This window comes from Methylobacterium sp. J-026 (genome assembly GCF_022829585.1).
Taxonomy (GTDB): Bacteria; Pseudomonadota; Alphaproteobacteria; order Rhizobiales; family Beijerinckiaceae; genus Methylobacterium.
Genome location: NZ_JAKSYC010000117.1, coordinates 89,260 through 109,919, shown reverse-complemented (window position 1 = coordinate 109,919; position 20,660 = coordinate 89,260). Strand labels below are relative to the sequence as shown.

At 72.0% G+C, this 20,660-nt stretch carries 15 protein-coding genes and 1 other RNA gene; 12 read left to right on the top strand and 4 right to left on the bottom strand.

Features of this window, described 5'->3' with window-relative positions:
• Positions 1-28 precede the first annotated feature (28 nt).
• Together MKK69_RS11780 and MKK69_RS11775 are read left to right on the top strand one after the other, a co-directional pair.
• Positions 29-1,369 (top strand): lipopolysaccharide biosynthesis protein, encoded by a 1,341-nt coding sequence (locus MKK69_RS11780; RefSeq protein ID WP_243968029.1) that lies wholly within the window; start codon positions 29-31, stop codon positions 1,367-1,369.
• Positions 1,366-2,502 (top strand): GNAT family N-acetyltransferase, encoded by a 1,137-nt coding sequence (locus MKK69_RS11775; protein WP_243968028.1) that lies wholly within the window; start codon positions 1,366-1,368, stop codon positions 2,500-2,502. The genes MKK69_RS11780 and MKK69_RS11775 overlap by 4 nt, the downstream gene beginning before the upstream one ends.
• Before the next feature lie 67 nt (positions 2,503-2,569).
• On the opposite strand, the gene MKK69_RS11770 is transcribed toward MKK69_RS11775, so the two are convergent.
• Positions 2,570-2,848 (bottom strand): hypothetical protein, encoded by a 279-nt coding sequence (locus MKK69_RS11770; protein WP_243968027.1) that lies wholly within the window; start codon positions 2,846-2,848, stop codon positions 2,570-2,572.
• 110 nt (positions 2,849-2,958) lie between these two features.
• Here MKK69_RS11770 and MKK69_RS11765 point away from each other — a divergent pair, with 110 nt between their 5' ends.
• Positions 2,959-3,213, top strand: coding sequence for a hypothetical protein (locus MKK69_RS11765; protein WP_243968026.1), 255 nt, complete (start codon positions 2,959-2,961; stop codon positions 3,211-3,213).
• 59 nt (positions 3,214-3,272) lie between these two features.
• On the opposite strand, the gene MKK69_RS11760 is transcribed toward MKK69_RS11765, so the two are convergent.
• Together MKK69_RS11760 and pepN are read right to left on the bottom strand one after the other, a co-directional pair.
• The gene (locus MKK69_RS11760) at positions 3,273-5,618 is read right to left on the bottom strand and encodes a PAS domain-containing sensor histidine kinase (protein WP_243968025.1); all 2,346 of its coding nucleotides are present in this window, start codon (positions 5,616-5,618) and stop codon (positions 3,273-3,275) included.
• A 175-nt stretch (positions 5,619-5,793) separates the two neighbouring features.
• Positions 5,794-8,406 (bottom strand): aminopeptidase N, encoded by a 2,613-nt coding sequence (pepN, locus tag MKK69_RS11755; RefSeq protein WP_243968024.1) that lies wholly within the window; start codon positions 8,404-8,406, stop codon positions 5,794-5,796.
• 240 nt (positions 8,407-8,646) lie between these two features.
• Here pepN and MKK69_RS11750 point away from each other — a divergent pair, with 240 nt between their 5' ends.
• The 9 genes from MKK69_RS11750 (at position 8,647) to murD (ending at position 18,951) form a co-directional block, all read left to right on the top strand.
• Entirely contained in the window at positions 8,647-9,087 is a 441-nt protein-coding gene (locus MKK69_RS11750) for a VOC family protein (RefSeq protein WP_243968021.1), read from the top strand.
• 44 nt (positions 9,088-9,131) lie between these two features.
• An RNA gene (gene rnpB / locus MKK69_RS11745) (RNase P RNA component class A) lies at positions 9,132-9,530 on the top strand.
• A 431-nt stretch (positions 9,531-9,961) separates the two neighbouring features.
• Positions 9,962-11,038 carry a 16S rRNA (cytosine(1402)-N(4))-methyltransferase RsmH gene (gene rsmH, locus MKK69_RS11740; protein ID WP_243968020.1) on the top strand — a complete coding sequence of 359 codons (1,077 nt, stop codon included), beginning with the start codon at positions 9,962-9,964 and terminating at the stop codon, positions 11,036-11,038.
• Complete coding sequence (locus MKK69_RS11735; RefSeq protein WP_243968019.1) at positions 11,035-11,448, top strand: hypothetical protein; 414 nt, start codon at positions 11,035-11,037, stop codon at positions 11,446-11,448. The genes rsmH and MKK69_RS11735 overlap by 4 nt, the downstream gene beginning before the upstream one ends.
• 66 nt (positions 11,449-11,514) lie before the next feature.
• Positions 11,515-13,335: a penicillin-binding protein 2 gene (locus tag MKK69_RS11730; protein ID WP_279598332.1), complete on the top strand. Its 1,821-nt coding sequence runs from the start codon at positions 11,515-11,517 to the stop codon at positions 13,333-13,335.
• Between the two features lie 10 nt (positions 13,336-13,345).
• Positions 13,346-14,806: a UDP-N-acetylmuramoyl-L-alanyl-D-glutamate--2,6-diaminopimelate ligase gene (locus tag MKK69_RS11725; protein ID WP_243968018.1), complete on the top strand. Its 1,461-nt coding sequence runs from the start codon at positions 13,346-13,348 to the stop codon at positions 14,804-14,806.
• A 16-nt stretch (positions 14,807-14,822) separates the two neighbouring features.
• Positions 14,823-16,289, top strand: a complete 1,467-nt coding sequence (locus MKK69_RS11720) for a UDP-N-acetylmuramoylalanyl-D-glutamyl-2,6-diaminopimelate--D-alanyl-D-alanine ligase (protein ID WP_243968017.1) — start codon at positions 14,823-14,825, stop codon at positions 16,287-16,289.
• A gap of 77 nt (positions 16,290-16,366) precedes the next feature.
• A complete protein-coding gene (gene mraY / locus MKK69_RS11715) occupies positions 16,367-17,452 on the top strand; it encodes a phospho-N-acetylmuramoyl-pentapeptide-transferase (protein ID WP_243968016.1) in 1,086 nt (361 codons plus the stop codon).
• Positions 17,453-17,586: 134 nt separating this feature from the next.
• Complete coding sequence (murD, locus tag MKK69_RS11710; protein WP_243968015.1) at positions 17,587-18,951, top strand: UDP-N-acetylmuramoyl-L-alanine--D-glutamate ligase; 1,365 nt, start codon at positions 17,587-17,589, stop codon at positions 18,949-18,951.
• 22 nt (positions 18,952-18,973) lie between these two features.
• On the opposite strand, the gene MKK69_RS11705 is transcribed toward murD, so the two are convergent.
• Entirely contained in the window at positions 18,974-20,572 is a 1,599-nt protein-coding gene (locus tag MKK69_RS11705) for a gamma-glutamyltransferase family protein (protein WP_243968014.1), read from the bottom strand.
• Positions 20,573-20,660: the final 88 nt, after the last annotated feature.

Here is a 20,660-nt window from a genome sequence, read left to right as displayed (position 1 = left end):
CCGTCCGAGGCCCGGCGCGGAGCGCGTAGTGTCAGCCATGGCTCTCCCCGCCCGCGCGGTCCGGCGCCTGCGGGCCCTGCGCGGCGGCCCGCAGCGGATGGCGCTCACGGTTTTCGCGATCCGGGTCGGTTCGGCCGGCTTCGCCTACGTCTCCCAGGTCCTGGCGGCGCGGCTGATGGGCTGGGAAGCCTACGGCATCTTCGCCTCCGTGTGGGTCTGGACCGCGATGCTCGGCCACACCCTGACCCTCGGCCTGTCGCAGGGCGCCTGCCGATTCGTGCCGGCCGACCAGGCGCAGGGGGATCTCGACCTCGCCCGCGGCTACATCCGCGCCGGCGCGCTGGTGACCGGCGGGGCGGCGCTGGCCGTCGCCGGGCTGGGTGCGGCACTCCTCCTGCTCGAACCGGGCCTGTTCGCGCCGGCCTATCGCGCCCCGATCGCGGTCGCCGTCTGCGTGATGCCGCTCTTCGCGCTCCAGGATTATCTGGAGGGCGTGGCGCGCAGCCAGAACTGGATCGGCCTCGCCATCGCGCCCCCCTATCTCCTACGCCAAACCCTGATGATGGCCGGCATGATCGCGGCGATCCTCCTCGGAGCGCCGCCGCGCGCCGAGGTGGCGATGGCCTGCATGCTCGCCGCCGCCGCTGCCGCGACCGCCCTTCAGGCCGGCCTGCTCGCGGCGCGGCTGCGCCGGGACTTGTCGTCCGGACCGCACCGCTATCGCTGGCGCTCCTGGCTCGGCACGAGCCTGCCGATCGCCGCCATCGATCTGGCCAATGCCGGCTTCACCTTCGTCGACGTGATCGTGCTGGGCGCCCTAGTGAGCCCGGCCGAGGTCGGGATCTACTTCGCGGCGACGCGGATCCAGCAATTCGTGGTGTTCGTGCATTTCGCGGTCAGCGCCGCCACGCTCCAGCGCTACAGCGCGGCGCAGGCTGGGGCGAACCGCCCCCTCCTCGCCGAACTCGTGCGGCGGCAAGCGCGGGTGACCGCGGCCGCGACCGTGGCGGTCGGCGGCGCGATCCTGGCCGCCAGCCCGCTTCTGCTGGCGCTGTTCGGCGCGGGGCTCGGGGGCAGCGTCCCGATCCTGTGCGTCCTCGTGGCCGGCAGCGTCGCGGCGAGCCTGTTCGGGCCCGGCGAGGACCTGCTCACCATGCTGGGCGGCGAGCGGCTCTGTGCCGGGATCACCGCGGCGTCCCTCATCGCCGCCGCGGGCCTGTGCCTGATCCTGGTGCCGCCCCTCGGGGCGCTCGGCGCCGCCGTGGCGGTGGCGCTCGCCTCCGTCGTGCGGTCCGGCCTGCTGGCCCGCGCCGCCGGGCGGATCCACGGCCTTCCGACGCCGGTCTGGGTCGCGGGAGCCGTCCGATGAACCGGACCAGCGCCGTTCCCGCGACGTCCGACCTGTCGATCACCTGCTCGACGGCGCCCGAGGCCGAGGCCTGGGACGCGCTGTTCGAGGCCGCCGCCGCCCCACATCCGCATTTCTCGCGGCACGTCATGGCGGCCCACGCGGCCGCCGGCCTGCTGCCGGCTGCTCTGCGCTACGTCACCGTTCGGCGGGCAAACCGCCTCGTCGCGCTCCTGCCCTGCGTGCCGACCCGCGACCTCTCCGGTCTCGGCGGCCGGGTGCTGCGGCCGTTCCTCTCGCCCTTCGTCACCGCCACGGCACCCCTGGTGGCCGACGGGCCCGGGCGGGCCGCCGACGTCGATGCCCTGGTGACCGGCCTCGCGGCGGCCTCCGGCGGACGGGCCTGGCGCTGGCCGCTGTTGCCGACCGGGGAGGGCGCGGTGCCGGAGCTGCTGGCGGCCATGCGCGGGCGCGGTTGGGCGATCGGCACGGTGGCGGCCTTCGAGCGCCCGGTCATGGATCGCCGGGCCGATCACGACGCCTTCCTGGCAGGCCATCCGAACCGGTCCCGGTTCAAGGATCTGCGCCGCCGCGCCCGGCGGCTCGCCGAGGCCGGCGCCGTCGCTTATGAGAGCGCGACGGCCGGCGCCGACCTGGACCGCCTCCGCGCGGCGTTCCTCGACCTCGAACGCGATGGCTGGAAGGGTCGGGCCGGCACCGCCATGGCCTGCCGCCCCGAGACCGCCGCGCTGGCCCACGCCCTGTTCGCGGACGCGGCGGGCCCGGTCGGCATCCGGGCCGACGCGCTGACCCTCGACGGGCGTCCCGTGGCGGTCAGCCTCGCCCTGACCGGCAAGGGGACCGCGACCCTGCTGAAGACCGCCTACGACGAGGCCCTGCGCAGTCACGCCCCGGGGCTGCTCCTGGAGGACGAGATCGTGCGCGCCTGCCACGCGACCGGCTTCGCCGACCGCCTGGATTCGGCGACCCTGGACGGATCGGCGCTGGAGAGCCTCTATCGCGATCGGACCCCGGTGGCCGAGATCATCGCGCTCCCGCCGGGCAACCACGCGCTCTCCCTGGAGCGACGCCTGCGCCTGGCCCGGTTCGAGCAGGACGCACGCGCCGCCGCCAAGCGGGCCCTGAAGCGCTGAGCGGCGGTACCGCACCGTCCGCCGCGGTCGTCGCCAGTCCGCCCGAAAGCCCCACGCGGATCTGCGCCTACCAGGCCCTGTTGGGACCCTCGACCCGGTCGTACACCCCATGGCCGGTCCGGGCGCGGTAGGCGCGGCCGGCGATCTCACCGGGGGTCGGCGGCGTGCCGGGCTGGGCGAAGCTCGTCTCCGGCCGGTAGGCCGGCCCCCAGCCGATCTCCTCGTCGCCCGCCGGATCCTTGCCGGGGAACCCGGTCACGTAGCCGGTGCTCTGCGCGAGCGCCGGGGCAGCCGCGAGGGCGAGCAGGGTCGCGAGGGTGAAGCGCAGCGCTGTCCTGGATCGCATCGATCGACATCTCCGTGCATGATCCGCGGAACGGATCGTCTGCGGGGTCAACCCCGCGCCGACGCGCGGGTTGTCGAGGCGCGCAGTCATGTCGCGGAGGCGCGGGCGTCATGGAAGACTGGAAGGCGGGGCTCAGGGCCGAATTGCGGGCCATGGAGATCGCCACCGGCGAGGCCGCTTCGGCCCAACTTCCGGAGCTGCTCCGTCGCCTGCGCCGGCATCAGGCGGGGCTCGACGGCAATCCGATCCTCGCCCTGTACAGGCGCTGGCGCATCCGGCGGCTCGCCCGCGCCGTGGCCGATGCGCGCTGGCACATGGAGCAGGGGCGCGCCGCGCGCCTCGGAGGCCTCGATCCGCGGCCCTGAATCGGCGTCCCGAATGGTCCGCGCGGCGCTTGCGAAGACGCGAGGCGCGGGCCCCGGCATTACGCCGCGACGGGCGATCCCGCGCGCCGGCCCGTCCGCGGCGTCTCGGGTGCGCGCGCGCTCGGCCTGGTCGATGCCGTTCGATCGGCGATCACGGCGGGCAGGCGCACGAGGACGATGGTGCCGACCGTTTCCTCGGAGCGGATGCGGAGCGATCCGCCATGCAGCTCGACCATCGAGCGCGTGATGGCGAGCCCCAGGCCCGATCCCTTGTGGCTCCGGGTCATCTGCGCCTCGACCTGCGTGAACGGCCGGCCGAGCCGGGCGAGGTCCGAGCGCGGGATGCCGATGCCGTTATCCTCGATGAACAGATGCGTGCTGGCGCCCGCACGCCGTACGCGCAGGGCGACGCGGCCCCCGATCGGGGTGAACTTCACGGCGTTCTGGACGAGGTTGACGAGGATCTGCTGCATGGCGCTCGGATCGGCCAGCAGGTCGAGCCCGGGCGGCACGTCCACGCTCACGGTGATCGCCTTCTCCCGGGCGGCCGCCGCCATCGGCGCCAGGGCGGACGACACCGCATCCTCGGCCGAGATCGCCCGGGGGCTCAGCCGCACGCGGCGCGCCTCCAGTCGGGCCATGTCGAGGATGTCGTCGATCATCGAGAGGAGATGCGATCCGCTCTCGCGGATATCCCGGCAATATTCGGTGTAGCGGGGGGTGCCGAGCGGGCCGAGCACCGCGTTCTCCATCACGTCGGCGAAGCCGATGATGGCGTTGAGCGGCGTACGCAGCTCGTGGCTCATATTGGCCAGGAACTCGGACTTGGCCTGGTTCGCCGCCTCGGCGACGGCCTTCTGGTCGAGGTAGCGCTCGGCGAGGTCGGCGAGCTGCTGGGTCTGGAGTTCCAGCGTCCGGCGGGAGCGCTTCAGGTCCTTCACGGTCTCGATCAGCTCGCGCTCGGAGGCCTGAAGCTGCTCCTGGTGGCGCTTCAGGCTGGTGATGTCGGTGCCGACCGAGACGTAGCCGCCGTCCTTGGTGCGCCGCTCGCTGATCTGGAGCCAGCGGCCATCCGCCAGCTCGGCCTCGAAGGTCCGGGCCGCCATGCCGCCGAGCGCCATGCCGACCTCCGGCGATTCGCGCCGGACCTGGGGCAGCACGCCCCGCCCCATCACATCCGTGTAGCTCTGGCCGGACCTGGCATCCTCCGGGCTCAGAGCGTGCAGGTGACGAAATTTCGAATTGCACAGGACCAGCCGGTTGCCGGTATCCCAGAGGACGAAGGCCTCCGAGATGGCCTCGACGGCATCGCGCAGGCGCATGTCGGCCGCCGCGTTCGTCTCCTCCAGGGCCCGCTGCTCGCTGATGTCGGTGGTAATGCCCACCAAGTGCTGGCTGCCGTCGGCGGCGTTGACCACGACCTCGGCGCGGGCGCGGAACCAGACATAGGCCCCGTCGGCGCCGCGCATGCGGAACGCGTGGTCAATATGGGTCTGGTTGGCCGCGACGCCCCGGGCGAGGCTGTAGAGATCCCCGTCGTCGGGATGGACCAAGCCGTTGACGTCGCCGAAGGAGAGGTACTTGTTCTGCCGCTGGTAGCCGAGCAGGCCGTACATCGAATCGGACCAGTAGATCCGGCCCCGGGCCACGTCCCAATCCCAGAGGCCGCAGGCGCCGCGGCGCAGGGCCGTCTCGAGGCGGCCGTGAATCTTCTCCCGGGCGCGGTCGGCCCGGGTCGCCTGCCGGGTCTGCAATCCGTAGGCGAGGCTGACGCCGAGGATCACGAGGGCCGCCGCGGCGATCAGGACGATCTGATCGCGGGTGCGGGCGCTCCAGCCGCGCAGGAGCGGCTCGATCGGCTGGACCACGGCCACCTGTCCGAGACCGCCGGGCAGGCTGTGCATGGCGGCCAGCACGGTCTCGCCCCCCGGGAGGTCCAGGGCGATGGTCCCGGCGCGCTCGCCGAGCCCGGACAGGGGCTCGCTCGCGCCGAGCACCTGGGACAGCGTCTGAAGGTCGGCTGGGAGGGGCGGATGGGACGCGACGATGCGGGTATCGGGCCGAACCAGCAGGAGGCGCCGCCCGGAATGCCGCGCGCTCTCCGGCATCAGACCGCGCAGGTCCGTCGCGAGGATCCCCGCGGGACCGACGGCCCGGGCGGCCAGGCGCGCGAATTCCTCGACCTCGACCTTGGCGACCGCCAGGATCTCGGCACGCTGGCCGCGGATGTGCAGCGCCGCCAGCCCGATCAGGCAGGCCAGGAACACCGCCAGCGTCCCCGGCACGGCGAAGCGCAACCAGCGCTCGGCCTGACCGAACCGCGACTCCGGTGCGCGGGCCGGCCAGGAGACGGCCAGAGTCGAGTCCGCACGCGCGGAGAAGGAAGCGGAAGCCGCCTCCGGCATGGCCGAACCTCGTCCGTGGGAACAACGACCCGAGCGGAGCCCCGCTCCCCGAATCTATGTGAATACAATCACCCTGGGGGGCGGTTTGTCCACGGCTTTTTTACCATACGGCCTTGACGAACACCCCGTGTTGCAGCCGTGCCGGAGAATCGATTTCTACCGCAGGTTCAAGTGCTTAGCCACCTTCCAGGCTACGCGCGAGGATGTCGGCGCTGTCCCGGGACAGGCCGGGGATCGCCTTGATCCCGTTGAGCATTTCGACGGCTTTGGCGGCGCGCGATTTTTCCAGCCGGCGCCACGATCCGAAGGCCGTGAGCAGGCGCGCGGCAACCTGTGGGTTGGTGGAATCGAGTGCCGCGACGGTCCGGGTTACGCAGGAAAATCCCGCTCCGTCGCGCCGCGCGAACTGCGTTGGGTTGCCGAACGCGAAGCTGCCGATCAGGGCGCGCACCCGATTCGGGTTGGTTAGGGTGAAGGCCGGGTGGTCCTGCAGCCGGATCATTCGGTCCAGCGTCCCGGCTTCGGGGATCTGGGCCTGGATGGCGAACCACTTGTCGAGGACGAGGGGCTCGTCGGCGTAGCGCGCGGCGAAATCCGCCAGCGCCGCCTCGCGCTCCGCCCCGGGGATCAGCGCCAGGGTCGCGAGGGCGGCGAGGCGGTCGGTCATGTTGGTGGCGCTCGCCAAGCGGTCCGCGGCGCGCGCGGCGCCCGCCGGCGGATCGCCCGCCGCGATCAGGTCGAGGGCGGCGTTGCCGAGCGAGCGGCGCCCCGCCGAAGCGGCGTCGGGGCTGTAGGGCTCACCCGCGACCGGCGCCAGGGCGGCGTCGATCCGTTCGAGGCGGGGTCGAAGCGTCCGGCCGAGATACGCCCGCAGGTCGGTGCGGGCCCGGTGGATCGCGTCGGGGTCGACATCGGCCGGGAGGGCGTCGGCAGCCTCGCCCTCGCTCGGCAAGGCCAGGACGAGGGCCGCGAAGGCCGGATCGGCCAGGGCCTCGCCGTCGAGGAAGCGGCCCAGGGCCTCCGCGAAGGCCTCCATCCGGCCGGTGTCGGCGTCGAGGATCAGGCGCAGGGCGACATCCTGCGCCGCCTGCCAGCGGTTGAACGGGTCGCTGTCCTGCGCCAGCAGCCGCATGCGCTGCGCGTCGGTGAGGGCGAGATCGAGGCGCACCGGCGCCGAGAAGTCCCGCAGCACCGACGGCACCGGCTCCTCGGTGACGGCCTCGTAGACGATCTCAACCTCCGGGCGGTCGAAGACGTAGACGCCGTCCTGCACCTGCGCGCAGGTGGCGCCGGACAGCGGCCCGGCCGCGCCGACGAGGCCGAGCGCCACCGGGATCACCAGGGGCGGTCCGTCCGCGCCGGGCAGGCTCTGCGCCAGCCGCAGGGTGTAGCGCGCCGCCTCCGGATCATACCGGCCGGAGACCGACAGGCGGGGCGTGCCGGGGCGCTCGTACCAGCGGGCGAAGGCCGCGAGATCGCGCCCGGTCACCGACGCGAAGGCGGCCAGAAAGTCCTCGACGGTGGCGGCGCGCCCGTCATTGTCGGCGAAGTAGCGGTCCATGCCGGCCCGGAACGCCGCCGGGCCGATCAGGGTGCGCAGCATCCGGACGATTTCCGCGCCCTTGTCGTAGACGGTTGCCGTGTAGAAGTTGTTGATCTCCGCGTAGGCCCGCGGCCGTACCGGGTGGCGCAGCGGCCCGGCATCCTCGGGGAACTGGCGCGCGCGCAGGGACCGGACCTCGGCGATCCGGTGCACCGGCCGGGACCGCATGTCGGAGGAGAATTCCTGGTCGCGAAAGACCGTCAGGCCCTCCTTCAGGCAGAGCTGGAACCAGTCCCGGCAGGTGACGCGGTTGCCCGACCAGTTGTGGAAATACTCGTGGGCGATGATCGCCTCGATGGCCGCGTAATCCCCGTCGGTCGCCGTCTCGGGGCTCGCCAGAACGTATTTGTCGTTGAAGATGTTCAGGCCCTTGTTCTCCATCGCGCCCATGTTGAAGTCGGACACGGCGACGACGTTGAACAGGTCGAGGTCGTAGGCGCGGCCGAAGGCGGTCTCGTCCCAGGCCATGGAGCGGATCACGGCATCGAGGGCGTAGTCCGCCCGGGGCTCCTTGCCGGGCTCGACATAGACCGCGCAGGTGACGGCGCGTCCCTCGGCCGTGGTGAACCGGGTCTCGACCATCCCGAGCCGGCCGCCGACCAGGGCGAACAGGTAGGCGGGCTTCGGGTGCGGGTCGTGCCAGACGGCGAAGTGCCGGTCGGCGCCGACCGGGCCGGCGTCGATCCGGTTGCCGTTGCCCAGCAGCACCGGCGCCTCGGCCCGGTCCGCCTCGATCCGCGTGGTGTAGACCGCCATGACGTCGGGGCGATCGAGGAAGTAGGTGATGCGGCGGAAGCCGTCGGCCTCGCATTGCGTGCAATAGACGCCGTTCGAGCGGTAGAGGCCCATCAGCCGGGTGTTGGCCGTGGGGTCGACCTCGGTGACGAGGCGCAGGGTGAAGGGCCGCCGGGGCGGAGCGAGCAGGCTGAGGCCCGACGGGGATACCGTGTAGGCGTCGCTCGCGGGTTCCGCCCCGTCCAGGGCAAGGGACACCAGCCGCAGGTCATCGCCGTCGAGGATCAACGGCGCCCCCGGGATGCCATCCGGGTTCGGGCGCAGCGCCAGGGTCGCGTCGATCCGGGTGGCGTGCGGGTCGAGGCGGATGTCGAGGTCGACCCGGTCGATCAGGTAGTCGCTCGGCCGGTATTCCTCGAGGCGGATCAGCGGCGGCGTCTCGGTGCGCATGCGTCTCTCACTCCGGGTCTGGATCGGGTCCGTTCTGGTCCCTCGCGGCGCCCGGCGCAACGCGGTCGCGCGGGCGTCCACCCGGCGCCTCCGGTCACGGCGGGCTGCGGGCCCGGTCTACCCGTGCGCCGGCCCGCGCTCTAGCTAGGAGCGCGACCGGCCGCCGCGGGCGGGCCCGGTCGTGTCCGTTTCTCGGGGGGCGTCGCGACGGCCCCCGCCGCAACAGAGGCAGTGCCGCCGATGGAATACCTGCACACCATGGTCCGGGTGGCCGATCTCGACCGGGCGCTCGCCTTCTACGTGGATACGTTCGGCCTCCAGGAGGTGCGCCGGATCGACAACGAGAAGGGCCGCTTCACCCTCATTTTCCTGGCAGCGCCGGGGGATGCCGCCCGGGCGACGGAGACGAAGTCGCCGCTCGTCGAACTCACCTACAATTGGGATCCGGAGACCTACTCGGGCGGGCGCAATTTCGGGCACCTCGCCTATCAGGTCGACGATATCTACGCCTTCTGCGCGCGGCTCCGGGACAAGGGCGTGACCATCAACCGGCCCCCGCGCGACGGCCACATGGCCTTCGTGAAGTCGCCGGACGGCATCTCCATCGAGATCCTCCAGAAGGGCGGCGCGAAGGAGCCGCAGGAGCCCTGGGCCTCCATGGAGAACACCGGCTCCTGGTAACCGACCTTGACCCGGGCGGCGGCGCGGGCGCATCTGCCCGCGGATCAGCCGGCCGGGCGGCCGCTCCGGACGCTTCGGCGTCCGGGGAGGAAAGTCCGGGCTCCATGGAGAGACGGTGCCGGATAACGTCCGGCGGGGGCGACCCCAGGGACAGTGCCACAGAGAGCAGACCGCCCCGGACGCGTCTGGGGTCAGGGTGAAAGGGTGCGGTAAGAGCGCACCGCGGACGCGGCAACGCGGACGGCATGGCAAACCCCACCGGGAGCAAGACCGAATAGGGGCGGCGCGCCCTTCGCGAGATGGGCAGGCCCGCTCTCCAGGCCAGTCGCCCGGGTTGGTTGCTCGAGGCGGTCGGCGACGACCGTCCCAGAGGAATGGCCGCCACGTCGGGGCGCTCCGGCGCTCCGGCCCTACAGAACCCGGCTTATAGGCCGGCTGATCCACCACCGACAAAAAGCGACGCGGCTGCAAGGCCTTGTCGCGGGTCGGCGGCCCGGCGGCGGGACCGACCGGACCGGATGGCGCGGAGGCCGAATTTCCCGCGCGGCAAAAACCTTCGGTTAACCTTGGCGGGGTCAGATCGGTCCGCGCGGCAGCGCCAAGCGCGTGCGTTGACGATCCTCCGAGGCCCATGATACCCGGCATCCTCCCGTCAACGGCGCGTATCGGATCGCCGGGCGCAACTTGCCTTCGAGCAGGTCCCGTCCGTGCGCGGCGTTTTGCGCATGTCGCATCCGGTGCCGTTCCCGTCACGCGCGCCGCCCTCGGGCGGCCCGGTACAGGGCACCATGAGACGCACGAGCCGCATCAGCGCCCGGAGTTCCGGAGCGCTCCGCCATCCCGCCCCCGATCGCGCCGCCGCGCCGAGGCGCCCATGAACCGGCGACGTCCCTCGACCGCTTTGCTGACCGCGGCGCGCCAGGGCTGCGCGGAGCGGGAACCCACAGCCCCGCCGCACATCCCGGTCCTGCTCGACGCGGTGACGGACGCCCTGCGGACCGAGGGCGGCCTCGCGGTCGACGGCACCTTCGGAGCCGGCGGCTATACCCGCGCGCTGCTGGAGCGCGATCCGGCCCTGCAGATCCTCGCCATCGACCGCGACCCGACCGCGATCGCGGCAGGCCAGGCGATGGCCGCCGCGTTCCCCGGACGTCTCCGGCTGATGAACGGGCGCTTCGGCGATCTCGACGCCCTCCTGGTCGAGGGGGGCGAGGCGCGGGCGGATCACGTCGTGCTCGACATCGGCGTCTCGTCGATGCAGCTCGACCTGCCCGAGCGCGGTTTCTCGTTCCGCCACGACGGCCCCCTCGACATGCGCATGGGCGGCGATGGCCCGAGCGCCGCGGACCTCGTCAATGAGGCCGAGGAGGTGGTTCTGGCCGACATCATCTATCATTACGGCGAGGAGCGGCGCTCGCGGGCCGTGGCGCGGGCAATCCACGAGGCCCGCCGCCGCGGCCGGATCGAGACGACCGCGCAGCTCGCCGAGTTGGTCGCCGGCGTCGTCCGGGTCGAGCCCGGGAGCCACATCCATCCGGCGACGCGGACCTTCCAGGGCCTCAGGATCGCCGTGAACGACGAACTCGGCGAACTGGTGCGCGCGCTGCATGCGGCGGAGCGGGTGCTCAGGCCCGGCGGGCGGCTCGCCGTCGTGACGTTCCATTCCCTAGAGGATCGGATCGTCAAGCAATTCTTCGCCGCCCGCAGCGGTCGCGCCGGACAGGGCTCGCGGCACCTGCCGGGCACGCCCGTGGAGACGGTGCGCAGTTTCGATCTCGTGACCAAGGGTCCGGTCCTGCCGGGCGAGGCCGAGACCGCGCGCAATCCGCGCGCCCGCTCGGCCAAGCTCCGTGCCGCCGCGCGCACGGAATCCGAGGTGCCGGAGCCGCTCGCGGCCCTGACCGCCCTGGCGAGCCTTCCCGAAGCCGCCCGCGGGGGCCACCGTCGATGATCCGCCTCCTGAACCTCCTGGCGGTGGCCGGGCTCGTCGCCTCGGCGATCTACGCCTACTCGATCAAGTACGACACGCTCTACCAGGGCGCCCAGGTCTCGAAGCTGCAGAGCGCGCTGCATTCCGAGCGCCAGGCGATCGCGGTGCTGCGCGCCGAGTGGCAGCTCCTGACCCGGCCGGACCGGCTTCAGGCGGCCGTCGACAAGCATCTCGATCTCGTGCCGATCGGCACGAGCCACCTGGCGCGCCTAGCGGACCTGCCCGCCCGGCAGGAGCGGGGCGACGAGATCGGCCGGCTGCTCGCGGCGACGGCGACGCCCAAGGACAAGGGTGCCGTCGAGCCGCGCACCACCGGTGCGATCACCCGCACCGTCACCACGACCCGCACCCCGACGACGGCTTCGAGGTAGACTCCCGTGTCCGATGACGCCGACCTGATTCCCGACGAGGCCGCCGTGTCGACGCACGAGGCCGCCTTGCTCGAGGCCGCCGCCCTCGCGCTCGCCGCCACCGCCCCGCGCGCGCTCCCCGAGGAGGCGCTCGCCCCGGAGCCGCGCGCCGACCGCACGAAGGCCTTCGTGCGCAGCATGTTCCGGCTGGCCATCGAGCGGTCGCACATGCGCGTGGCCCTGGTCGGGCTGGTCTTCGTCGCCGTGTTCGGGACGATCTCGGCCAAGCTCCTGATGATGGCGATCTTCGGGGATCCGCCGAGCCAGGAGCACCGGGTCGCGGCGGCGTCGTCCACGGCCTTCCGGCCCGACATCGTCGACCGCAACGGCGAGATCCTGGCCACCGACATCCGCACGGTCTCGGTCTTCGCCGAGCCCGGCAACATCTACGACAAGGACGAGGCGGTGGAGCTCCTCACCGCCGTGCTGCCGGAGCTCAACGCCTCCGAGCTGCGCGCGAAACTGTCCTCGCGGAAAGGCCGCAGCGGCGCCGGCTTCGTCTGGGTGAAGCGCGAGCTGACGCCGAAGCAGCAGGCCGAAGTCCACCGGCTCGGGATTCCCGGCATCGGCTTCCTACCCGACCACAAGCGCGTCTACCCGAACGGTGTCGCCGCCGCCCATATCCTGGGCGCGACCAACCTCGACGGCATCGGCATCGCCGGCATGGAGAAGTACATCGACTCCACCGGCCTCCAGGCGCTCAACAGCTTCGGTCTGGTGAGCAAGCAGGCCGACCTGAAGCCGGTGCAGCTCTCCCTCGACCTGCGCGCCCAGTTCGCGGTGCGCGACGAGCTCGCCTGGGGCATCGACCACTTCAAGGCGAAGGCCGGCGCCTCGATGATCCTCGACGTGAAGACCGGCGAGGTCATCGCCCTGGTCTCGATGCCGGATTTCGACCCGAACGACCCGAAGGACGCGCTCTCCCCCGACCGGATCAACCGCATGAATGTCGGCGTCTACGAGATGGGCTCGACCTTCAAGGCGATGACCCTCGCCATGGCGCTGGATTCCGGCAAGTACAACGTCAACTCGACCTTCGACACCCGCGGCGGCGTGCTGAACTGGGGCCGCCAGAAGATCCACGAGTATCACGGCACCAACCGGCTGATCACGATGCCGGAGGTGTTCACCCACTCGTCGAACATCGGCTCGGCCAAGATGGCGCTCGGCGTCGGCGTGCCCGGCCACAAGGCGTTCCTGAAGAAGATGGGCCTGCTCGACCGGCTGCGCACCGAATTGCCCGAGAGCGCGGCCCCGATCGTCCCGTCGCGCTGGAGCGAGATCAACACGATCACCATCGCCTTCGGCCACGGCATCGCGGTGGCGCCGATCCAGGCCGCGGCGGCGGTGGCGGCGATCGCCAACGGCGGCGACCTGATCACCCCGACCTTCCTGAAGGCGAACCCCGACGACAAGGCGCGGTCCACGCACGTGCTCTCGAGCCAGACCTCCGAGGCTATGCGCTACATCATGCGGCTGAACGCCTCCGAGGGCTCGGCCAAGAAGGCCGCGATCCCGTACTACTTCGTCGGCGGCAAAACCGGCACGGCCGAGAAGGTGATCGGCGGCCGCTACATCCACAACCGCCTCTTCACCACCTTCATGGCGGCGGCGCCGATGAACGACCCGAAATACCTGTTCGTCACGATCATGGACGAGCCGCAGGGTCTGCCCGAATCCGGCGGCTACGCCACCGCGGCCTGGAACGCGGGCGTCGTCACCGGCAAGGTGATCGAGCGCGTGGCGCCGATCCTCGGCCTGCCGCCGCAATTCGAGCCGCCGGTGAGACCGTTCCCGCAGATGGTCAAGCTCAACGCCTACCACGTCAACCAGCTCGGCGGCCCGTGATGGTGGTGTCGTGAGCGCCCGGCTCGCCGAGCTCTTCCCGGAAGCCTCCGGCGCCGCAAGCGACCTGGCCGTGTCGGGACTGACCGCCGACAGCCGGCAGGTCGCCTCCGGCACGGTGTTCGTCGCCGTGCCGGGCACCAAGGCCGATGGGCGCCGCTTCGCCGCGCAGGCGGCCAATCGCGGCGCGATGGCGGTGGTCGGGGAGGGCGGACGCCCCGCGGATCTACCTGATTCAGTCGCCTGGGTCGCCGTATCGGATGCGCGACGGGCGCTCGCGCTCGCCGCCGCGCGGCTGGCCGGGGTGCAGCCGGAGACCGTGGTGGCGGTCACCGGCACCGCGGGGAAGAGTTCGGTCGCCGATTTCGTGCGCCAGATCCAGGCGCGGCTCGGCCGCGACGCGGCGAGCCTGGGCACCGTCGGGATCGTCACCAACCGCGGCGCGCACTACGGCTCGCTGACCACCCCGGACCCGGTGACCCTGCACGAGACCCTGGCGCGCCTGGCCCGCGAGGGCGTCACCGACCTCGCCATGGAGGCCTCCTCGCACGGGATCGAGCAGCGCCGCCTGGACGGCGTGCGGCTCGCGGCGGCGGGATTCACCAATCTCGGCCGCGACCACCTGGACTATCACGCGAGCATCGAGGAGTATCTTGCTGCGAAGATACGGCTTTTCACCGATCTTCTGCCCCCGGGCCGTCCGGTGGTGGTCAATGCCGACGGGGCCTATGCCGACCGGGTGATCGCCGCCGCGCAGCGCGCCGGGCGGCCCGTCCGCACGGTCGGCCGCAACGGTCTAGACTTGCGGGTGGAATCGGTCCGGACGGAGGGATTCGCCCAGACGGTCCGCATCGCCTTCGACGGCCGCGACCACACCCTCCGGCTACCGCTCGTCGGCGAGTTCCAGGTCGAGAACGCCCTGGTGGCGGCTGGCCTCGCGCTGGCCACCCCGGCGGGCGCGGCCGATCCCGCCGGCGTCTTCGCGGCCCTGGACCATCTCACCGGCGTGCCCGGCCGCATGGAACGGATTGGGGAGGCGCGGGGCGGCCTGTGTCTCGTGGATTACGCCCACAAGCCCGAGGCCCTGGAAAGCGTGCTGACGGCCCTGCGTCCCTTCGCGTCCGGCCGACTGGTTGTGGTATTCGGCTGCGGCGGCGACCGCGACCGCGGCAAGCGCCCGCTCATGGGCGCCATCGCCCATCGGCTGGCCGACACGGTCATCGTCACCGACGACAACCCGCGCACCGAGGAGCCCGCTTCGATCCGCCAGGCGATCCTGGCGGCGGCCCCGGGCGCCGAGGAGATCGGCGACCGGGCCGAGGCGATCCGGAATGCCGTTCGCCGGCTCGGACCCGGCGACGTGCTGGTCGTCGCCGGCAAGGGTCATGAAACCGGCCAGATCGTGGGGGATCGCACCCTGCCGTTCTCGGATCACGCGGTCCTGCGCGCCGCCATCGCCGACGCGGCCGCTTGACGGCGACGGGGGGATCATGACCGCACTCTGGACCTGCGAGGAGCTGGAAGCCGCCACCGGCGGGCGCCTGATGGGCGCGGTCCGGCCGATCGGCGGCGCGTCGATCGATACCCGGACGCTCCAGCCCGGCGACCTGTTCTTCGCCATCCGGGGCGAAGCGCGCGACGGCCACGACTTCGTCGCCGGAGCAATCGGGCGCGGCGCCGGCGCCGCGGTGGTGCGCGCGGATCGCGCCGCGGATCTCGCGACGCACGGCCCCCTGCTGGCGGTGCCGGAGGCGGGCGACGATCCGGTCCTGACGGCGATGACCCGCCTCGGAGCCGCGGCCCGCGCCCGGACGAGCGCGCAGGTGGTCGCGGTGACCGGCTCCGTCGGCAAGACCGGCACCAAGGAGGCCCTGCGCCACGTCCTGGCCGAGCAGGGCGAGACCCACGCCTCGGCGGCGTCCTACAACAACCACTGGGGCGTGCCGCTGACGCTCGCCCGGATGCCGGCCTCCACGCGCTACGGCGTGTTCGAGATCGGGATGAACCACGCGGCCGAGATCGTGCCGCTCGCCGCCCAGGTCCGGCCCGACATCGCGCTGATCACCACGATCGAGCCGGTGCATATCGAGCATTTCGCCTCGCTCGCCGCCATCGCGGACGCCAAGGGCGAGATCTTCTCCGGGCTCCGGCCGGGCGGCGTGGCGATCATCAACCGCGATGCCCAGCATTTCGAGCGGCTCGTGGCACACGCGCTTGCCTCCCGGGCCGGCCGGGTGATCAGCTTCGGCGAGCACGCGCAGGCCGATGTCCGGGCCCAGCGGATCGTGCTCCGCCCCGACCTGTCGGTGGTGGACGCGGTGGTGATGGGCCAACCGGTCACCTACAGGCTCGGCACCGCGGGCCGGCACACGGCGCTGAATTCGCTGGGCGTCATGGCGGTGATCCACGCGCTGGGCGCCGATCTCGCCCGGGCCGCCCTCGCCCTCGGGGCGCTGACGCCGCCGGTCGGGCGCGGCGAGCGCACCGCGCTGGCGATCGGCGGCGGCACCGCCTACCTGGTCGACGAGAGCTACAACGCCAACCCCGCCTCGGTGCGGGCGGCGCTGGCGACGCTCGCCGGCATCGAGACCGGCCCGCGCGGGCGCCGCATCGCGGTGCTCGGCGACATGCTGGAACTCGGGCCCGCCACCCCCGACCTCCATCGCGGCCTGGCGGAGGCGATCGAGGCGGCACGCATCGACCTCGTCTTCGCGGCCGGTCCGCTGATGCGCCACCTGTTCGAGGCCCTGCCGGTGAGCCGGCGCGGCGGCGTGGCCGACGCCGCCATCGACCTGATCGAGCCCCTCGCCGGGGTCCTGCGCCCCGGTGACGCCGTCATGGTCAAGGGATCGAACGGCAGCCGCATGGGCCGGATTGTCGAGGCGCTGAAAGCCCGCTACGCGGTCGATCCGACGCGGCGCGCCGATGTCGAGATCCGCACGGCCGCCGCCCCATGATCGGCACGCCCGAGCGTCCGGGACGTTCGGTGCCGCCTCCCGAAACCCGCGACTGAACAGAGGGGCCGAGCGCCCGGATGCTGTACCTCCTCTCGGAACTGAGCGGCACCTTCACGCCGTTCAACGTGTTCCGCTACATCACCTTCCGCACCGGCGGCGCGCTGTTCACGGCGGGGCTGTTCGTGTTCTGGTTCGGGCCCTGGATCATCTCGCTCCTGCGCCTGCGCCAGGGCAAGGGCCAGCCGATCCGCGAGGACGGGCCGCAGACCCACCTGCTGACCAAGCGCGGCACGCCGACCATGGGCGGCCTGATGATCCTGGCGGGCGCGGTGGTGGCGATCCTGCTCTGGGCGAACCCCCGCAACCACTACGTCTGGGTGACGCTCACCGTCACCCTCGGGTTCGGCGCAATCGGCTTCTACGACGATTACCTCAAGGTCACGAAGCAGTCGCACAAGGGTTTCTCGGGCAAGTTCCGGCTGGCGCTCGAGGCGCTGATCGCCATCGCGGCCTGCACGATCATCTCGATCTACTCGCCTGCAGCCCTCCAGAACCAGTTGGCCTTCCCGGTGTTCAAGGACGCGCTGTTGAACCTCGGCTGGTTCTACGCCCTGTTCGGGGCCTTCGTGATCGTCGGCGCGGGCAATTCCGTGAACATGACCGACGGGCTCGACGGGCTCGCGATCGTGCCGGTGATGATCGCCTGCGGCACTTTCGGGTTCATCGCCTACCTCGTCGGCAACTCCTTCACGGCGAGCTACCTGCAGGTGAACTACGTCCGCGACTCCGGCGAACTGGCCGTGGTCTGCGGCGCGGTGATCGGGGCCGGCCTCGGCTTCCTCTGGTTCAACGCGCCCCCGGCCCAGATCTTCATGGGCGACACCGGCTCCCTGGCGCTCGGCGGCCTGCTCGGCACCATCGCGGTGGCGACCAAGCACGAGATCGTCCTGGCGATCGTCGGCGGCCTGTTCGTCCTGGAGATGATGTCGGTGATCATCCAGGTCGCCTCGTTCAAGCTCACGGGCAAACGGGTCTTCCGCATGGCACCGATCCACCACCATTTCGAGCAGAAGGGCTGGAAGGAACCGCAGGTCGTGATCCGCTTCTGGATCATCGCGGTGATCCTGGCGCTCGCCGGGTTGGCAACACTGAAGCTGCGCTGAGATTGTGTGCTATTCGACCGGCGGAGATCGTTGATCCCACTCAGGTCCTCATCCTGAGGTGCAGCCGCGAAGCGGGTGCCTCGGGATGAGGGATGGGATCGGCCAGATGCCGTCATCGCGTTCCGAGCTTCACCATGATTCCCATCACCGTTTTCGAAGGCAAGACCATCGCCCTGTTCGGGCTGGGCGGCTCGGGGCTGGCCACGGCCCATGCGCTGAGGGCCGGCGGCGCCGAAGTGATCGCCTGGGACGACAATGCCGACAGCCTCGCCCGCGCCCGGGACGCGGGGATCGAGACCCGGGACCTGCGCGAGGCCGACTGGTCCGGCCTCGCCGCCCTCGTGCTCAGCCCCGGCGTGCCGCTGACCCATCCCGAGCCGCACTGGACCGTCCGGCTGGCCCGCGACGCGGGGGTGGAGATCGTCGGCGACATCGAGCTGTTCTGCCGCGAGCGCCGGGTGACCGCGCCGGGGGCCCCGTTCGTGGCGATCACCGGGACCAACGGCAAATCGACCACCACGGCCCTCGTCGCCCATGTCCTCGCCCAGGCCGGCCGCGACGTCCAGGTGGGCGGCAATATCGGCACCGCGATCCTGTCGCTGGCGCCGCCCGATGCGGGACGCGTCCACGTGATCGAGATGTCGTCGTTCCAGATCGACCTGACGCCGGGCCTCGATCCGAGCGTCGGCGTGCTGATGAACATCACCCCGGACCATCTCGACCGCCACGGCACCATGGAGCAGTACGCGGCCATCAAGGAGCGCCTGATCCGCGGCGCGGGTCTGGCGGTGGTCGGCATCGACGATGCCCCCAGCCGGGCCATCGCCGACCGGCGCGGCACCGATCTCGTGCGCGTGCACGTGCCCCATGGCGACGTGCTCTGCGCCGACGCCCTGACCGTGCGCGACGGCATCGTCCGCGAGCCGGACGGCACGGCGCTCGCCGACGTGAACGGGATCGGATCGCTCCGGGGCGCGCACAATTGGCAGAACGCCGCGGTGGCGGTCGCCGTGGCGCGGGCGCTGGGCCTGCCACTCGACGCGATCCAGGCCGGGCTGAGCTCGTTCCCCGGCCTGCCGCACCGGATGGAGGAGGTCGGACGGCGCGGGCCCGTCCTGTTCGTCAACGATTCCAAGGCGACCAACGCGGATTCCACCGAGAAGGCGCTGACCGCCTTCCGGGACATCCACTGGATCCTCGGCGGCAAGCCGAAGGACGGCGGCATCTTCCCCCTGGTCCCGTATTTCGAGCGGGTCGCCCACGCCTACCTGATCGGCGCGGCCTCCGATGCCTTCGCGGCGACCCTGGAGGGGGCCGTGCCCTATACCCGCTGCGAGACGCTGGACGTGGCGGTCCCGAAGGCCGCCGAGAACGCCGCCGCTTCGGGCGCCCCCGAGCCGGTGGTGCTGCTCTCGCCGGCCTGTGCCTCCTACGATCAGTTCCCGAACTTCGAGATCCGCGGCGACAAGTTCCGCGAGCTGGTGCGGGCTCTGCCCTGAGGGCAGCCCGCCCCAGGCCGGCTCAGAGGCCCAGCGCCCCACCGTCCGAACGCGGATCGTGGATGGCCTCGATCCGCCCGTTCCGCGCGTGGCGGACCAGCATGCCGGCATGGCCCAGGGAGTCGATGTAGGAGCCGCCAAGCTCCTCGATCTCGTGGCCCAGGCGCCCGAGGGCCGCGATGCAGGCCGGGTCGAATCGGTCCTCCACCTTCACGCTGAGCGAGGGCGCTCCCCAGGTCCGGCCGTAGAGCAGGCGCGGGGCGTCGACGGCGTCGGCCACTGACATCCCGTAATCGGCGTAGCGGCTGAAGATCTGCGCCTGGAATTGCGGCTGGCCGTCGCCGCCCATGCTGCCGTAGCTCATCACCCGGCCGTCATCGAAGCAGGCCAGCGCTGGGATCAGGGTGTGGAACGGCCGCCGACCGGGCTCCAGCGGGTTCACCGCCTCCGGGTCGAGGGAGAACGACATGCCCCGGTTCTGCCAGCAGATGCCGGTGGCCGGCAGCACCGTGCCGGAGCCGTATTCCCAGTAGACCGACTGGATGTAGGAGACGGCGAGCCCGTCCTTGTCGATCGCCCCCATCCACACCGTGTCGCCGTGGCCCGGATCGGGGAGGGGCACCCGGGCGGCGCGGCCCATATCGATCTGGGCCGCCTCGCGGGCCAGGCGCTCGGGCGTCAGGAAGGCGGCGGGGTCGTGCCGCAGGCGGCCGAAATCCGTCACCACCCGGTCGCGGATCGCGAAGGCCCGCTTCGTCGCCTCGATCAGCCCGTGGTACTGGGCCGTGCTCTCCGCCTCGGCGATGGTCAGGCGGTCGAAGATCCCGAGGATCAGGAGCGCGGCCAGCCCCTGGGTCGGGGGCGGGAAGTTGTAAAGCGTCGCGTCGCGGCGCCGGATCGAGAGGGGCGCCCGCTCGACGGCCGCGTAGGCTTCGAGGTCCGCCCGGGTCACCGGCGCGCGGAGGCGTTCCAGGTCGGCGCCGATCTCCCGGGCCACGTCACCGCGGTAGAAATCGCCCAGCCCCGCATGGGCGAGCTGCTCCAGGGTCGCGGCGAGGCGCGGCAACGCCCGGGTCTCGCCCGCCGGATAAGGCTTCCCGTCCTTCAGGAAGGTCGGGGCAAAATTCGGGGCGTCGTGGAGCGTGTCGAGTTCCTGGGGCACGTAGCGCGCCTCGGAGGGCGAGACCGGGACGCCGTTGCGCGCCTGCCCGATCGCGTCAGCGAGCAGCGTCTCCAGGGGCAGCCGGCCGCCGAGCGCCCGCGCCAGCTCCAGGGCGAGGCGCCAGCCGCCGACCGCCCCGGCCACCGTCACCATCGCGTCGGGGCCGCGGGCGGGGATCGCGTCGTAGTCCTTCTCGCGGTAGCGCTGGATCGTGGCGAGGCGCCCGGCCGGGCCGCAGGCCTCGATGCCGCGCACCCGGCCACCGCGCTCCCGCACCAGCCAGAACCCGTCGCCGCCGATCCCGTTCATGTGCGGGTAGACGACCGCGATCGAGGCCGCCATCGCCACCATCGCCTCGATGGCGTTGCCGCCCTGGGCGAGAACGGTCTGGCCGGCCTGCGCGGCGAGGCCGTGGGGGGCGGCAACGGCCGCGGAGGTGAAGACGGGGGTCTCGGGCATCGGCGGTCCTGTGGTGTCCCAGGCCAAGGGTTAGGCGAGCGCGCGGGTCCTGCAAAGACCGTCGTGGTGGCCCGCGCCCCGGTCCGGG

Coding starts and splice junctions, on each gene's coding strand:
- MKK69_RS11720 (WP_243968017.1), top strand. CDS start 14,823: ATGACCGCACTCTGGACCTGCGAGGAGCTGGAAGCCGCCACCGGCGGG.
- murD (WP_243968015.1), top strand. CDS start 17,587: ATGATTCCCATCACCGTTTTCGAAGGCAAGACCATCGCCCTGTTCGGG.
- MKK69_RS11770 (WP_243968027.1), bottom strand. CDS start 2,848: ATGCGATCCAGGACAGCGCTGCGCTTCACCCTCGCGACCCTGCTCGCC.
- MKK69_RS11760 (WP_243968025.1), bottom strand. CDS start 5,618: ATGCCGGAGGCGGCTTCCGCTTCCTTCTCCGCGCGTGCGGACTCGACT.
- rsmH (WP_243968020.1), top strand. CDS start 9,962: ATGAACCGGCGACGTCCCTCGACCGCTTTGCTGACCGCGGCGCGCCAG.
- pepN (WP_243968024.1), bottom strand. CDS start 8,406: ATGCGCACCGAGACGCCGCCGCTGATCCGCCTCGAGGAATACCGGCCG.
- MKK69_RS11750 (WP_243968021.1), top strand. CDS start 8,647: ATGGAATACCTGCACACCATGGTCCGGGTGGCCGATCTCGACCGGGCG.
- MKK69_RS11735 (WP_243968019.1), top strand. CDS start 11,035: ATGATCCGCCTCCTGAACCTCCTGGCGGTGGCCGGGCTCGTCGCCTCG.
- MKK69_RS11705 (WP_243968014.1), bottom strand. CDS start 20,572: ATGCCCGAGACCCCCGTCTTCACCTCCGCGGCCGTTGCCGCCCCCCAC.
- mraY (WP_243968016.1), top strand. CDS start 16,367: ATGCTGTACCTCCTCTCGGAACTGAGCGGCACCTTCACGCCGTTCAAC.
- MKK69_RS11775 (WP_243968028.1), top strand. CDS start 1,366: ATGAACCGGACCAGCGCCGTTCCCGCGACGTCCGACCTGTCGATCACC.
- MKK69_RS11765 (WP_243968026.1), top strand. CDS start 2,959: ATGGAAGACTGGAAGGCGGGGCTCAGGGCCGAATTGCGGGCCATGGAG.